Source organism: Terrabacter ginsenosidimutans (assembly GCF_039539425.1).
Taxonomy (GTDB): Bacteria; Actinomycetota; Actinomycetes; order Actinomycetales; family Dermatophilaceae; genus Terrabacter; species Terrabacter ginsenosidimutans.
In genome coordinates this window covers 21905-36072 of record NZ_BAABDC010000016.1, presented here as the reverse complement: position 1 = coordinate 36072, position 14168 = coordinate 21905, and the positions used below count along the sequence as shown (strand labels likewise).

13 protein-coding genes are annotated in these 14168 nt (G+C 69.9%); 5 read left to right on the top strand and 8 right to left on the bottom strand.

The genetic code is table 11. The annotated features are described in order from the left end of the window. On the top strand, nt 1-920 hold a 920-nt coding region (locus ABD831_RS22000), incomplete at its 5' end, for a transposase (RefSeq protein ID WP_344952205.1). Nucleotides 921-1047: 127 nt separating this feature from the next. On the opposite strand, the gene ABD831_RS21995 is transcribed toward ABD831_RS22000, so the two are convergent. From ABD831_RS21995 to ABD831_RS21965, 7 genes are all read right to left on the bottom strand, one after another. After that, entirely contained in the window at nt 1048-2424 is a 1377-nt protein-coding gene (locus tag ABD831_RS21995; protein ID WP_344952203.1) for an RNA polymerase sigma factor, read from the bottom strand. 102 nt (nt 2425-2526) lie between these two features. Further along, nucleotides 2527-2898 (bottom strand): YciI family protein, encoded by a 372-nt coding sequence (locus ABD831_RS21990; protein ID WP_344952200.1) that lies wholly within the window; start codon nt 2896-2898, stop codon nt 2527-2529. A 17-nt stretch (nt 2899-2915) separates the two neighbouring features. Continuing rightward, the gene (locus tag ABD831_RS21985; protein WP_344952197.1) at nt 2916-3560 is read right to left on the bottom strand and encodes a DUF998 domain-containing protein; all 645 of its coding nucleotides are present in this window, start codon (nt 3558-3560) and stop codon (nt 2916-2918) included. A 596-nt stretch (nt 3561-4156) separates the two neighbouring features. Next, nucleotides 4157-5587: a DUF2252 domain-containing protein gene (locus tag ABD831_RS21980; protein WP_344952194.1), complete on the bottom strand. Its 1431-nt coding sequence runs from the start codon at nt 5585-5587 to the stop codon at nt 4157-4159. A 449-nt stretch (nt 5588-6036) separates the two neighbouring features. Continuing rightward, nucleotides 6037-6468 carry a Dps family protein gene (locus ABD831_RS21975; protein ID WP_344952191.1) on the bottom strand — a complete coding sequence of 144 codons (432 nt, stop codon included), beginning with the start codon at nt 6466-6468 and terminating at the stop codon, nt 6037-6039. A gap of 170 nt (nt 6469-6638) precedes the next feature. After that, on the bottom strand, nt 6639-7595 hold the full coding sequence (locus ABD831_RS21970) for an alpha/beta hydrolase (protein WP_344952188.1): 957 nt from the start codon (nt 7593-7595) through the stop codon (nt 6639-6641). Nucleotides 7596-7786: 191 nt separating this feature from the next. After that, nucleotides 7787-8170, bottom strand: coding sequence for a UBP-type zinc finger domain-containing protein (locus ABD831_RS21965; RefSeq protein ID WP_344952185.1), 384 nt, complete (start codon nt 8168-8170; stop codon nt 7787-7789). A 361-nt stretch (nt 8171-8531) separates the two neighbouring features. Here ABD831_RS21965 and ABD831_RS21960 point away from each other — a divergent pair, with 361 nt between their 5' ends. The 4 genes from ABD831_RS21960 to ABD831_RS21945 all read left to right on the top strand — a co-directional run bounded on the left by ABD831_RS21960 (nt 8532) and on the right by ABD831_RS21945 (nt 13030). Next, nucleotides 8532-9239, top strand: a complete 708-nt coding sequence (locus ABD831_RS21960; protein WP_344952182.1) for an alpha/beta fold hydrolase — start codon at nt 8532-8534, stop codon at nt 9237-9239. A 173-nt stretch (nt 9240-9412) separates the two neighbouring features. Next, nucleotides 9413-9793, top strand: a complete 381-nt coding sequence (locus ABD831_RS21955; RefSeq protein WP_344952179.1) for a cupin domain-containing protein — start codon at nt 9413-9415, stop codon at nt 9791-9793. Nucleotide 9794: 1 nt separating this feature from the next. Then, nucleotides 9795-11579: an NAD(P)/FAD-dependent oxidoreductase gene (locus ABD831_RS21950; protein ID WP_344952176.1), complete on the top strand. Its 1785-nt coding sequence runs from the start codon at nt 9795-9797 to the stop codon at nt 11577-11579. A gap of 23 nt (nt 11580-11602) precedes the next feature. After that, on the top strand, nt 11603-13030 hold the full coding sequence (locus ABD831_RS21945) for an ATP-binding protein (protein ID WP_344952171.1): 1428 nt from the start codon (nt 11603-11605) through the stop codon (nt 13028-13030). Between the two features lie 78 nt (nt 13031-13108). Here ABD831_RS21945 and ABD831_RS21940 read toward each other — a convergent pair whose 3' ends face one another. Further along, entirely contained in the window at nt 13109-14113 is a 1005-nt protein-coding gene (locus ABD831_RS21940) for an SLAC1 family transporter (RefSeq protein ID WP_344952168.1), read from the bottom strand. Nucleotides 14114-14168 lie beyond the last annotated feature (55 nt).

The window sequence follows — 14168 nt, the reverse complement described above, 5'->3', positions numbered from 1 at the left end:
GTCGGCTCGGGCCCGGGTGTTCGCGACTGGTCAGGGCCCGCAGGACCGACGCCACGGACGCGCACTCGGTCGCGCTCGTCGGGACCCGGATGGCCGGGCTGCGGCCCGTGGTCCGCGACGACCAGCGCGAGGTGCTGCGGATCCTGGTCGACCGGCGTCGCGCCATCGGCGAGGAACACACGTACAAGATCAACCAGCTGCATGCCCTTGTGCTGGAACTGATTCCGGGCGGCGCCAAGCGTGACCTGTCCGCAGCCCAGGCCCGGAAGATCCTCGTGTCGGTGCGTCCGCGGGACGTCGTCGGCAAGACCCGCAAGCGCGTCGCGATGGAGCTCGTTGTCGACCTCGAGCGGATCTATGCCCGCAAGAAGGCCGCGAACAAGGAGTTGCTGGCGCTGCTGGCCGAGGTCGACACCACACTCCTAAACCTGCACGGCATCGGCCCTTCGGGTGCGGCCCGGTTGTTGGCCGAGGTCGGCGACATCACCCGGTTCCCGGACCGGGCCCACATCGCGTCCTGGACCGGTACCGCCCCGATCGACTCCTCCTCCGGCGACAACGTGCGCCACCGCCTGTCCCGCGGCGGGAACCGCAAGATCAACCGGGTGCTGCACATCATGGCCACCGTCCAGCTGCGCACCCGGACCACCGACGGGCGGGCCTACTACGACCGGAAGGTCGCCACCGGCAAGACCCCGACCGAGGCGATGCGTTGCCTGAAACGACGCCTGTCCGACATCGTCTATCGGGCCCTGCTCGATGACCTGACCCGGCACGCAGTGACGAGCCCGGGAGGACACTCGGGCAACGACCCTGACTCCAGCGCGACCGGCTCACGGCCCGCGACCGGCTCTTCGGACAAGTCACTTCCCGGACCCGCCACCACCAAGCCTACGACCTCACTCCACCAGGCCTCTTGACACAGAAGGGAGCCAAATGGGTGCGTCTCTCCGGTGCGGTTGGCCGTCTCATCTGGCGTTCCGTTGCACCTCACCTATGCCGAGAGGCTGGCTGGCCGCGTGCGTCGGAGTGTGGCGGTCTCGGCGGTCACCCGGTCGATGAGCGGTGGGTGAGGTCGTCGTGCCGGCGGGTGAAGATCGCGCGCTCCGTTTCGCCTGGGCTGAGGGTGGCAGCGTGTTGGAACGCGGCGGCGGCTTCTGCGTGCCGTCCGGCGCGTTCGAGCAGGTCGGCGTGGACCGCGTGCAGGTACGGGTAGTCGGCGAGCTGTCCGGTGGTGAGCACTTCGTCGAGGACCTGGAGGCCGGCCGCGGGGCCGCGGGAGTACCCGACGGCGACGGCCCGGTTCACTGTCACGACGGGGGAGGGCCAGATGGAGGTGAGCACCGCATACAGGTCGGCGATGCGGGCCCAGTCGGTGTCCTGCGGCGAGTGGGCCCGGGCGTGGCAGGCGGCGATGCCGGCTTGGATGACATAGGGCCCGAGTGGTCGGCCGATCTGCTCGGCGCGGGTCAGGCTGGCCAGACCGCGTCGGATGAGCAGCGGGTCCCAGCGACCTCGATCTTGGTCGGGAAGCAGCACCGGCTCGCCGTCCGTGCCGACCCGGGCCGGCAGCCGTGAGGCCTGCAGCTCCATCAGTGCGAGCAGGCCGTGTACCTCCGGCTCGTGCGGTGCCAAGCTCACCAGGACGCGGCCGAGGCGCATTGCCTCCAGGCACAGTTCGGGGCGGGCCCAGTTGGTGCCGGAGGTTGCCGCGTACCCCTCGTTGAAGAGCAGGTAGATGACCTGTAGTACCGAGGCGAGGCGTTCGGATGTTTCCTCAGGCGTCGGCAGCTCGAAGCGCACTCCTCTATCGCGCAGGGTCTTCTTGGCGCGGACGATGCGCTGGGCCATGGTCGCCTCGGGCACCAAGAACGCGCGGGCGATCTCGGTGGTGGAGAGGCCAGCGAGGCAGCGCAGGGTCAAGGCCACGCGTGCCTCGAGAGTCAACACGGGATGGCAGGCGGTGAACACCAGCCGCAGCAGGTCATCGCCGAGGTGGTCCTCGAGGGCGTCGATGTGATGGTCGGAGTCGAGGGCGGGCTCCTGCGCGGTGGCCTCGCTCGCTACGAGGGCGATCTTGCGGTGGAAGGTGGCGCCTCGGCGGGCGGCGTCGACGGCGCGGCGTTTCGCGGTCGTCATGAGCCAGCCGGCGGGGTTGGCTGGGATACCCGCAGCGGGCCAGTGCTCGAGCGCAACCAGGAGCGCTTCTTGGGCGGCGTCCTCAGCGAGACCGAGGTCGCCGGTCACGCGTGCCAACCCGGCGATGAGGCGGCCGGACTCGATGCGCCATACGGCCTCGACGGCGGCCCGCGAGGCGGTCGCGTCGACGGCGGCAGTCTCATCTCGGCCGCCCGCGCCGCCCCGGACGCGGGCGCTGCCCCCATGGCCGACGTCCTGCCCGCCCGGTGAGGACCGTTCCGTCATGCCTCGACCCTACGGCCCCGCGTGCTGCGGCAGCCCAGGCCGCCCGGCCGAGGCCCAGTGGGGCGCGGTGGCACCGGCGGCCGGGCGGTTTCGGCTGCGGGGTCAGTGTGGCTGCGTGAAGTCCTCCGGGCCCATGATCTTGACGACATCGCACTCGCCCTCCCAGCCGGGCCAGTGCTGGGCGTGCACGGCCATGAACCGGGATGCCCACTCGACCGCCTCTGCCTTGGAGCGCACCTCGTAGACGGCGTAGGAGATGTACTCCTTGGCCTCGGTGAACGGCCCGTCGGTGACCGACAGCTCGCCGGCTGTGACGCTGACCTGGGCGCCTGCGGCGCTGGGGGCCAGGCCGGCGTTGTCAAGCAGCGCCCCGGACGCGGCGGCTTGCGCGCCAAGGTCCATGATCGCGGCCATCAGGCTTTCGGGTGGGGGGCCGGCGGGCGGGGTGCCCTTCAGGACGGTGATGTAGCGCATCGGAGTCTCCTTCGGTGTCAGGACTGGGCTGCAGTCAGGTGCGTGGGCATGCGGTAAAGGTGGAGGGCGACAGCGGCGAGCCATCCGAAGACGAGGACGACGGCGCCGGTAAAGGCCAGGTTGGCGGCGACGCTACCGGCCCCGGAGGCGACGCAGAGAAAGCCAGCGAGGAACACCGCCCCGGTGGCCCGGGACCAGGCAGCGAGCCGGCGGTCATCCTGGCCGGAGAACCGGCGCGCCAGCACGAAGCAGCTCGCGGCGACGGCGAGGAAGCCCACGCCCGCAGCGGCGAAATGAACGACCCCATGGCTGCTGACGGCGCCGCCGGTGGGGGGCGTACCCGGCGGGAACCCCAACGCCGGGTCAGCTCGAAACACCCCGGCCACCATGAGAGACAGGCCGAAGACCCCGATGAGCAGCGGGCTCCAGGTACCGCCAGCGCTTCCGTGGAGGGCCCGGCGCAGCCCGACGCTGAACGCCAGGAGCATCACGCCGGTGAGGAAGAGGTTCGCCACTTGGACCCACCCGAGATCGCCGTTCTCGAGCAGACTCCACTGGTGCCGGGTCAGCTCGAAGCCGTCTCGGCTCAGCGCCTGGGCCAAGGAGACGATGACGTAGAACGGACCCGCCACGGCTCCCCAGCCCAGCAGGCTGCGGGTCACGTTCACCGCATTCCACCCGTCCTGGCACCCGGTATGCGCGACGGCGTGGGCGGTAATGTCGGCCTCGGTCGCGGATGTGGCCGAGCCAGTCGGGGGTGGCGCTGACGCCTCGGGAACCGGGCTGGGGCTGGTCTGGTTACTGCTGCTGGTCATTCCGATCACTCCTGCGATGGGTTGGCAGCGACCTGGTGCCGCGTGCGTCACCCCTTCACGAACGGCGACGGCCCCGATCGACATGGTCTGGCGAACTTTCTCTGGTTCGCCTGACGCCGCGGGCGGAGCGACGGCATCCGCGGTCAGCGGCTCAGCGCGTGCAGATGTCGGCTGCCGCGCGCCGGCAGGTTTGGTGTCACCGCCGGGGATCGCAGCAGCCGGACCGCGGCCTCATCATCAGCCGGTGCGCATCAAGGGCTCGGTAGGGATCGTCATCGGAGCGTCAGCAGTCGCCGGTGCAACAACGAGTGTTGCCTTCACTAGCGGCTCTTGTTGGGTCCGGTTGACCGCGTTGGGTAGCTGCCTGACGGTCGCTAGCCAGCTCGAGCGAACCCGCCCCTGAGACTTTGGGACCGGACCTGACCACCCGACGCACAGCGGCGCTACATCCCCGTCTGCGCCTCGAGGCGTCCGGACCTGACGGCCGCGACGAGCGCCTCGTAGTCGCGCTCGTTCTGGTCCGCGTAGGACGACGAGAAGTCGGCGATCGCCCGGTCGAAGGTGTCGCTCGTGCCCACGTAGGAGGCGATGGCGATGCGGTCACCCGAGCGCGCGTGCGCGCGGGCCAGCGTCGCCCCGCAGATCCGGGCGTAGGCGGCCATGACGCCGGGGGCCATCGTGTCGACCTCGGCCGAACCCTTCCAGTCGCGCAGCTGACGCAGGTAGAAGTCACGCACCTGACCGTCGAGCCCGGTGGCGCGCTGCCACCCGAGGAAGATGTCACTGGACGCCTGCATGAACCGCTGTCCGGCAACGACGCGCTGGCCGTGGTTGGCGTACCTGCTCCGGCCGACGAACCGCTCGAGGACGGACTCCTGGGCCTCCTTGGCCTGGAGGAAGAGCGGGTCCTGTCCGTCCCTGCCGAGCATGAGGATGATCCAGGCCCGGGTCCCGACGCTCCCGACGCCGACGACCTTGCGGGCGGCGTGGACGTAGTGGAAGGACTCGAGCAGCTCACGGCGGTCCGTCTCGAGCGTGCGTCGGTAGGACCGGATCAGGGTGCGCAGCTCGATCTCGATGTCGCCACGGTTCGAGTCGGCCGGGGCCAGGTCCTCGATCGGCACGATCAGCGGGGCGTCGGAGATGATGCGGCGCTCACCGTCGACGTCATGGGTGAGCTTGGTGAAGGCCTGCATGCTGTCACGGGTCCGTGCCTTGGCGACGTTGGCCTCGGCCTTGGCCTTCTGCTTCTTCGTGACGCTGGACTTGAGGACCTCGAACAGCTTCTCGACCTCGATGCGGGCGTACCAGACGTCGAGGTTGCGGGCCGCGGCGAACTGCTGCATCCGGGTCCGGTACTCCGCGACGCAGGACCTGACGACCATCCTGCGGTCCGCGGGCGAGAACTCCCGGTCACGGCCGGCGATCTCGAAGCTCGCCGCGAGGCGCTTGACGTCCCACTCCCACGGCCCGGGGAGGGTCTCGTCGAAGTCGTTGATGTCGAAGAGGAGCCGGCGCTCGGGGGAGGCGAAGACCCCGAAGTTCGACAGGTGCGCGTCGCCGCAGATCTGGGAGGTCAATCCCGAGCGTGGGGTGGCGGCGAGGTCGCTGGCCATGATGAGGGCCGCGCCTCGGTAGAACGTGAACGGCGAGACGAGCATGCGGCCGTAGCGCAGGGGGACGAGCTCGGAGACCCTGCTCGTCGCCTGCTCCTCGAGCAGCGTGATCGGGTCGGGCCGGTTCGTCGTCGGCTCCCACCGGGCGTGGCTGGTCCTCGGCGTCTGGTTCCGGGCGCCCTTGCCCCGCGCCACCCGCTCGTCCGGGCTCAGGTGGGTCACCTTCCTGGCGGTCCCTGGCTGGCTCTCGATGCTCACGGTCTCTCCTCCGGGGTAACGTCGGCGTGACGGCGCGCGTGGTGCGCTCTCCTCGACGCTGGCCCCACACGCCCGGGACGCGCATCACCTCTTCAGGGCGATGTCCCGGCAGAGGCTGCCTGCACCGGCGTCGTTGTGGCTGATTCGGACGTGGTCCCTCGAGGTCGGCTCCGGACTCGTCGAGTGCCACGGAGTCAGGTGCTGGGAGTCACGGCGATGACGTACTCGGGCTTCTGGAACCTCGGGAGCGAGTCGCGGGTTCTTCGCATGTTGGCCATCAAGACGGTCGACGGGACGACAGAGGTCCCTGCGGTGGCGGCCCGACAGGCGAAGGCTGAATGACTGCAAGCTGGCTCGCGTCGCGCACCGGCCGACCGCGCACGGTCGGCGGCATGACGAGACGTCGGTGAACGTCCTTCGTCGTGGTCCTCGAGTTGCGTCGGCCGAGATCAGGCTTGGATGGACTGGACGTGCACGGCGATGAACCAGTGGAACTTCTCCAGATCGGCGCTCTGCGCGGTCAGCAGGTCGTGGGTCACGGGGTCGCCCTCGAACATGCGGGCGGCGGCACGGTGGTCGAGGACGACGCGGGCATACACCTCATGAAGCGCCGAGAGGTGCTGTAGGGCGTCGGCGCGACCTAACGGGTACTCGTCGTGTGGGCGGCGTTGGAGGATCCCGGCGGCGCGTCCGTCGGGCGAGCCGCCGATGGTCGCCATCCGTTCAGCGATGGCGTCGACCATGTCTCTGACGGCGTCTACCTGGGGATCGATCATCGTGTGTGTCGTGAAGAAGTGCGGGCCCGTGACGTTCCAGTGCGCGTGCTTGAGCGTCAGCGCGAGATCGTTGAGCTGGTCGAGCTGTCCTTGTAGAGCCGACATGTCGCCGATTGAGGACGGCGCAGGCTTCTCGCCTGGGGATGCGGTACGTGCAGTCATGCGGGTGGCCTTCGCGGTCGGTGGGCGGCGTCGCTGTCGGCGCTGAGTGGCGCGGACATCAGGGGGCGATGGGCGCCGTCGCCGGTCCGGCGACGGCGGGGTCGCGGGATGCTTCAGGTACGGAGCGCGCGCCGCAGCACGGCGGTGGCCTGTGTCATGGCGGCTTGGGCGGCGTCGGTGACCCGAAGCGGGTTGAGCCCGACGAAGTCGTGGATGGCGGCCTGGTAGCGCACGGACACGACGGGGACGCCCGCCTGCCTGAGCTTGTGTGCGTACGCCTCTCCCTCGTCCCGGAGCACGTCGGCTTCTCCGACGATGATGAGCGCTGGCGGCAGCCCCGCCAGCTGCTCGACGCTGGCCTGCAGCGGCGACGCCGTCGGTTCGGTCCGCTGCTTCGGGTCAGCGATGTACTGGTCCCAGAACCACTGCATGGTGTCGCGGCGCAGGAAGTAGCCCTCGGCGAACTGGTGCGAGGACGGGGTGTCGAAGGTGGCGTCCGTGACCGGGTAGAAGAGGACCTGCTGGACGAAGTGGACCCCGCCACGCTCTTTGGCCAGAAGTGTCGTCGCGGCAGCCATGTTGCCCCCGACGGAGTCACCGACGATCGCGAACCGGTCAGTGTCGAAGTTCTGCTCCGCACCGGCCTTGGTCACCCACTGGGCCACGGCGAAGATCTCCTCGATGGCCGTTGGGTACTTCGCTTCGGGGGAGAGGCTGTAGTCGGGGAAGACGACCGCAGCATGGCTCCCGACCGCAAGCTCGCGCATCAGCCGGTCATGGGTGATCTTGCCGCCGAACACCCAGCCGAGGCCGTGGATGTGCAGGATCACCGGGAGCGGCTCGTGCGCGCCCGGTGGCCGGACCACACGGATGCTGACCTCCCCGTCCGGGCCGGGAATGGTCAGGTCGCTGATGTCGGCGTACGGGGCGTCGACCGGTTCCGACTGCAGGGCGTTCAACGCGTTCCGAGTGTCCTCGATGGGCAGCTGGTGCGTGAAGGGCGGGTTCGCGTTCGCGTCGGCGAACGCCTGTGCGGCTCGCTCGACAACCACTTTCGCGTCGTCGGTCATCGTGGGCTCCTCCGGTCGGTTGGTGGCCGCACGCACCCTTGCGTGCGGGTGCTTGAGCGCGGGCGTCGGGCGTGGTGACGAGGTTTCCCGACGTGAGGCTCGATCGTCATCGGTCGCATGACTGCCGTGCGGTATCGGCGGGGACCTGCCCGTCTCTTTGTGAGCGGGTCGATCGCCCTGGCACGGGGTGCTCAGTGCAGCCGTCGGCGCCAGTCGTCGGGGACGCGCCCGGATGGCCCGGGACTTCCCTGCGCAGCCGGCCGCGATGTCGGTTCCTGGAGCACGGGTCCGAGGAACAGTTGTCGCGTGGGGTAGTCGTAGAACCACGCTTCGTCCGGCTCGTAGGTCTGGATGACCGGATGCCCGGTGTTGCGGTAGTGGCCGCTGGCATGCTGGCTGGGGGATGAGTCGCAGCATCCGATGTGCCCACACGTGGCGCACCGGCGCAGGTGCAGCCACCAGCCCGGAGGGGTGGCTGACTCGCAGTCCGCGCAACCGTCTCCGGAAGGCGACGCGTCGAGGTTGATGACGTCGTCGAGGTGGGGCGCTGTCTTGTCGGATTCCGGCGGGGTCATGGGCGCTCCTCTCGTCATCGCGCTGGCCTCGTCGTTGCCGTCGCGCTTTCCCAATCGAGCGACACCCGAGCCGGTGTGTGCATCGGGTCAATGACTGTCTCTCGGGGGAGATGTGTGCCGACGGGTCGCGGGCCACCTGCTTCACCGGGCGGACACCGGGTGGGCCGGGCTCGTCGGGTTCTGTCGGTGACAGAGCCGCTTGGCGGTTTCCGCAGTCGGATGGCGGATGCACGGGACCGCGCTGAGGCCCCACCGTCGTGGGGCCGGCTCGTTCGGCATCCACCTCGTCCGAACGCCGAAGTCACGGTCGGCACGAGCTGGGTTCGGTATTCCAGGCCGCCACCTATCATCAGGAGCTCGCATGAAACCGACCGTCATCCTCGTCCATGGCGCCTTCGCCGAGTCCTCGAGCTGGGACGGGGTCGTCGCCCAACTGCTGGGTCAGGGCTATCCCGTGATCGCCTGGGCGAACCCGCTGCGCGGCGTCGCAGCCGATGCCGAACAGCTGACTGCCCTCGTACGCAACATCGAGGGCAAGGTCGTGCTGGTGGGTCACTCGTACGGGGGTGCTGTCATCAGCAATGTCCCGGCTGACGCGGGGGAGGTCACCGGGCTGGTCTTCGTCGCCGGCTTCGCGCTCGAACCGGGCGAGAGCTGCGCCGACGCATCCTCGCTGGTGGCCGGCGGCACCTTGGGAGACACCCTGCGCAGCGTGCCGTTGCCAGGAGGCGTCACCGACCTGTACATCGCGCAAGACCGTTACCACGCGCAGTTCTCCGCCGATCTGCCTACGGAGGCTTCGGCCACCATGGCTGCGACCCAGCGCCCGATCGCCGAAGCCGCCCTGTCCGAGCCGTCCGGCGCCGCGCTGTGGAAGGCGGTGCCCAGCTGGTTCGTCTTCGGCGAGCTCGACCACAACATCCCCGCGGGCGCGCACCAGATCATGGCGGACCGGGCGAAGGCACAGAAGTCGGTGGAGGTTCCCGGTGCGTCGCACGTCGTCGGCATCTCGCATCCGGACGAGGTCATCACCATGATCACGGCCGCCGCAGAGGCCACAGCGGGCTGACGAGCTGTCTTGCGGGACGGCACGTCTCGCCGGCGGCCACCTCCGTTCTCGCCGATCGCAGTCGGGTGACCGACGAGCCACCGGTGCGCACCGGCAACGATGGCAGGAACGATCGCCGCTGCCGGCGACGTGGTCGCCCCCGTCGTCGTGAGCCCGAATCCAGGAGGCACCTCTTGACATCGCACCCCGCCGAACCAGCCGCAGACCGGGCACGCCCGGCTGATGAGCTGGCGTCCTCGCTGAAACGCACCGAGGTGCAGCACAGCAGCTCGTCGATCCCCGGACGCGACATCGTCCAGGTGCTCACCGAGATCCCGGTCGGGGTCGAGTCGGGGTGGCACTACCACCCGGGAGAGGAGGTCGGCTACATCCTGTCCGGGACCGTGCAGATGCAGATCCGGGGCCAGGACACCCTGACCCTCAACGCCGGGGACGGCTTCCTCATCCCGCCACGGACACCGCACAACGCGTTGGACCTTGGTCCCGGCACGGGGCGGATGCTGTCCACGTACATCGTCGAGGTGGGCGAACCGGTCGCGACCCTGGTGGACTGAGGTGTCCGAGCACGACGGCGCGTCGACCGCTACCAGCGGAAGCCAGGGCGGGGCTCCGGCGGTCATCCTGACGGTTGATGATGACCCCGAGGTGTCGCGGTCGGTCGCCCGCGACCTGCGCCGCCGGTACGGCGGCGACTACCGGATCGTGCGCTGCCAGTCCGGGGGCGAGGGCCTGGCCGCGTTGCGGGAGCTGACGTTGCGCGGGGTTCCGGTGGCGTTGCTCGTGGCGGATTACCGGATGCCGCAGATGTCCGGCATCGAGTTCCTCGAGCAGGCGATGGACCTCGTCCCGTCAGCGCGACGCGTCCTGCTGACTGCCTACGCGGACACCGGAGCTGCCATCGACGCGGTCAACGTCGTCGACCTGGACCACTACCTGCTCAAACCGTGGATCCCCGCAGAGCAGCTGCTCTACCCGGTCCTCGACGAGCTGCTGGGCGCCTGGCTCGCCGGTGGGCACGCGGTTCAGGCCGAGCTGCGCGTCGTCGGTCACCAGTGGTGCCGACGAACCGCGGACCTGCGTGACTTCCTGGCCCGGGTCCAGGCGCCGTACCGGTGGTACCCCGTCGAGCAGCCGGAGGCTCTTCGTCTGCTCGAGGCCGCCGGCGCAGACGCCGAACCCCTTCCCGTCGTCTTCACCGCAGCGGGGCAGATCCTGGTCGCGCCCACCCGCACGCAGGTGGCCGACGCGTTGGGTCTGGGCACGGCCCCGTCCGAGCCGGTGTACGACCTCGTCGTCGTTGGAGCGGGACCGGCAGGGCTGGGGGCAGCGGTCTACGGCGCCTCCGAGGGCCTGCGCACGCTGCTGGTCGAGCGGACCGCAGCTGGCGGTCAGGCGGGGCAAAGCTCGCGGATCGAGAACTACCTCGGTTTCCCCGATGGGGTGTCCGGGGCTCAGCTGGCGCAACGGGCCCGACGCCAGGCGATGAAGTTCGGCGCCGAGGTGGTCACGACCAAGACGGTCGTCGCCCTGCGGGGCGCCGGCTCACAGCACAGCGTCGTCCTCGACGACGGTGTGAGCGTGGCCGCCCACGCCGTTATCCTCGCCACGGGGGTCTCCTACCGGCGCCTCACCGGTGACGGCCTGGACGAGTTCACCGGCCGCGGCGTCTACTACGGCGCGAGTCCGCGACAGGCGCAGGACTGCGCCGACAAGGACGTCGTCATCGTCGGGGGCGCGAACTCCGCCGGGCAGGCCGCGGTGCACTTCGCACGGCACGCCCGGTCGGTGACCATCGTGGTGCGCGGTCCGTCGCTCGACGCGTCCATGTCCCGCTATCTCATCGAGCAGGTCGACGCGCTCGAGAACGTCACGGTCAGGACCTGCACCGAGGTGCTGTCTGCACGCGGAGATGACCACCTCACGGCCGTCACGGTGTGCGACGTCCGGGACGGTCGAACCGATACGTTGCCGACCGGATGGCTGTTCGTCTTCATCGGAGCAGAGCCGCACACCGGCTGGCTGCACGGGCGCGTGGCCCGAGACGACCACGGGTTCATCCTCGCCGGGCCCGACCTGCTGCACGATCGGCGGGGGGAACGCGCGCCGGACACCACCAGTCGCTCGGCCGGCCGGCGAAAGGTCGACGAGTCGCCCGCGGCGCCTCCTGCCCCCTCGACGATCTGGCCGCTGCACAGAGCTCCGTACCACCTGGAGACCAGCGTGCCTGGTGTCTTCGTCGCCGGGGACGCGCGGGCGCAGTCCGGCAAACGCGTCGCTTCGGCAGTTGGTGAGGGTGCCATGGCTGTGATGCTGGTGCACCGCTACCTGGCCCAGCAATGACCACCTCGACCAGGGAGTGCGTCGTGGCCCAGCTCGGCGTCCTGCCGCTGTTTCGCGGGCTCACACGGGCGCAGCTCGAGGGGCTCGGCGGTCAGGGGCAGATCGAGCACCGTGAGGAAGGATGGGTCTACCGTCAGGGCGAACGAGCGGAGTCGCTGTTCGTCCTGCTCGACGGGGAGGTCCGGGTCACCACCCGTGCCGGGGCCGACGAGATCGAGGTCTACCGCTCCGATCTCCCGGGGGCCTGCGGAGGCGCCACGCAAGCGCATCTCGGCGACCCGGACCGCCACGTCTACACCACGTCCATGCAGTCGCTGAGGACGTGCCGGCTGTTCATGCTCCCCGCGGCCGCGCTCGCCGCCGTCCTGCGCGCCTGGTTCCCGCTGATGGTTCACCTGCAAGAGCAGGACCCGGCTCACGCGGTAACCCGCGCAGCCGCGCAGCAGGAGGGGGATCGGCTGCTGACGCGGGCGGTGCTGGCCTCCAGCCTGACTCACGAGCTGAACAACCCTGCGGCGGCGGCTCGTGCGGCCGCGGTCGCCCTGACCAACCGGGTGCAACGTACGCGCGAAACACTGAACCGCCTCGCGGACGGCGAGGATTCCCCGGACCGGCTCCGCGCCCTGCTGGCGCTTCAGAAGCAAGCGTCGGGACGGGCCGTCCCGGCCGCCGCGTTGTCCGGGCTGGAACTGGCCGACCGGCAGGACCACCTGGCCGGCTGGCTGGAAGAGCATCGGGTCCGGGACGGGTGGGACCTCGCGCCGACGTTCGTCCAAGTCGGCCTCGACACCGACTTCCTCGCCATCGTTCTCGAGACGGTGGGCCCGGCGATGGCGAATGACGCGGTGCGATGGGTCAACTACGCACTGGAGACGGATCTGCTGCTGCAGGAGGTAGGCGAAGCCACCGCCCGGATCTCGACGCTGCTCGCGAGCGTCAAGGCGTATGGCGAAGCCGGACGTGATCTGCAGCAGCTGGTCGACGTGCACGACCTACTCGATGCGACACTGCTCATGTTCCGGTGGCGCCTCACCGACGAGCACGTCGAGGTGGTGCGTGACTACGACCGCAGCGCTGCCCGGGTGACTGGATCCGCCGCGGAGCTGAACCAGGTGTGGACCAACCTCATCGACAACGCGCTGGACGCGATCGGCGGTCACGGCTCGTTGACGATCCGTACCCGGGGCCACGTCGGCCAGGTGACCATCGAGATCGTCGACGACGGCCCCGGGATTCCCGAGGACATCCGGGCGCACGTCTTCGAGCCCTTCTTCAGCACGAAGCCGATCGGTGACGGCACGGGGATCGGCTTGGACGTCGCCGCGCGGATCGTCGTGGGCCGCCACGGCGGAACCATCGACGTGCAGAGCGAACCGGGACGCACAAGCCTGGTGGTCAGTCTCCCCGTGAGGCGGGCGGCCGGTCCGCAGGCACCGTCGGCGACGACGTGATGCCAGACCCCACGACGTGCGCGCGGCGAACCTGTTGCGCCCAGAGCCCGTCCTGCACGGCGTGAAGCGGCGTGCGGGTCACTGCGCGGACGCCGGACGGGAATCTGCCTCGGGAGGTTCGCGCGGCAGCAGCGTGCCGGCATGCAGGGCCACCAGTGATCGGAAGGTCAGGGCACCGATACCCAGCGTGATGACCCAGACCAGTACGTGCACAAGGGCGGCGGGAGCCTCGGCCGCGGTCAGCCACCGGATGGCGAAGGTGACCGCAGCCGCGTACGAGAACGCGAACGCCCACCAGCCCGCCGCGAAGCTGAGACGCCGGTAGAGCGAGAACAGCCGCAGCTGGACGAGCACCATGAGCGCCGCATAACCGCCCAGCACGAGGATCACCGCGTCCACCCTTCCTCCCGTGATGGCGAACCAGGTGTTGCCGGCGACCACCGGCGGGGCGAGCTCGATGGCCAAGGTCGGGACCAGCGCAGGCGGCATCGGCGGGAGCGTGAACAGACGCAGCCAGATGATGGAGGTCAGGCTGAACCAGCAGAGCAGTCCGTACCCGAAGAGGGCGACCGCGAGGCCGCGGTAGCCGAGCTGCGCGGCGCCGGCCGCGCAGACGAGGCCGGTGGCGACGGTCGGCAACAGGTAGCCCGGATGCCATTGCTGCAGGGGGCCGCCGGCCACCACCCACCCAGCGGTCACCCAGCCGCCATAGCCGGTGGACAGGCCCACGAACACGAGGAAGACCGCTCGCCACGCGGGGCCGGAGTGGAGTGCCAGGGTGAGAGCAAGCAGCGTCGGAACCAGCAGGCCCAACGAGGTGAACACTCCGAACGTCGGGTCGGTTGCTTCCGCGAGCCACCGGTGCGACCGAGCGACGTTGCCGCCGAAAGCTACCGAGACCAGAAGCCACAGCAGGCCCGTCAGGACCCAGAGGGCGAGCCCGGGCCATTCGGGAACGATCGCCGCGCCGGCGGCCATCGTCCAGGCCTGCGCGAGCCCGGCTATCCCCATCGGCACCCCGAACAGGTTGGCCCGCAGGTGCAGCCGTCCGGGCGGCTCCTTGGGCCGCGTGATCGAGCGCACGACCCATCGTTGCCGCGCAGGGGCGCTGGACCCCGGTTGTGTGCGCCAGTGCTCG

Coding starts and splice junctions, on each gene's coding strand:
- ABD831_RS21995 (WP_344952203.1), bottom strand. CDS start 2,424: ATGACGGAACGGTCCTCACCGGGCGGGCAGGACGTCGGCCATGGGGGC.
- ABD831_RS21990 (WP_344952200.1), bottom strand. CDS start 2,898: ATGCGCTACATCACCGTCCTGAAGGGCACCCCGCCCGCCGGCCCCCCA.
- ABD831_RS21975 (WP_344952191.1), bottom strand. CDS start 6,468: ATGTCGGCTCTACAAGGACAGCTCGACCAGCTCAACGATCTCGCGCTG.
- ABD831_RS21970 (WP_344952188.1), bottom strand. CDS start 7,595: ATGACCGACGACGCGAAAGTGGTTGTCGAGCGAGCCGCACAGGCGTTC.
- ABD831_RS21965 (WP_344952185.1), bottom strand. CDS start 8,170: ATGACCCCGCCGGAATCCGACAAGACAGCGCCCCACCTCGACGACGTC.
- ABD831_RS21960 (WP_344952182.1), top strand. CDS start 8,532: ATGAAACCGACCGTCATCCTCGTCCATGGCGCCTTCGCCGAGTCCTCG.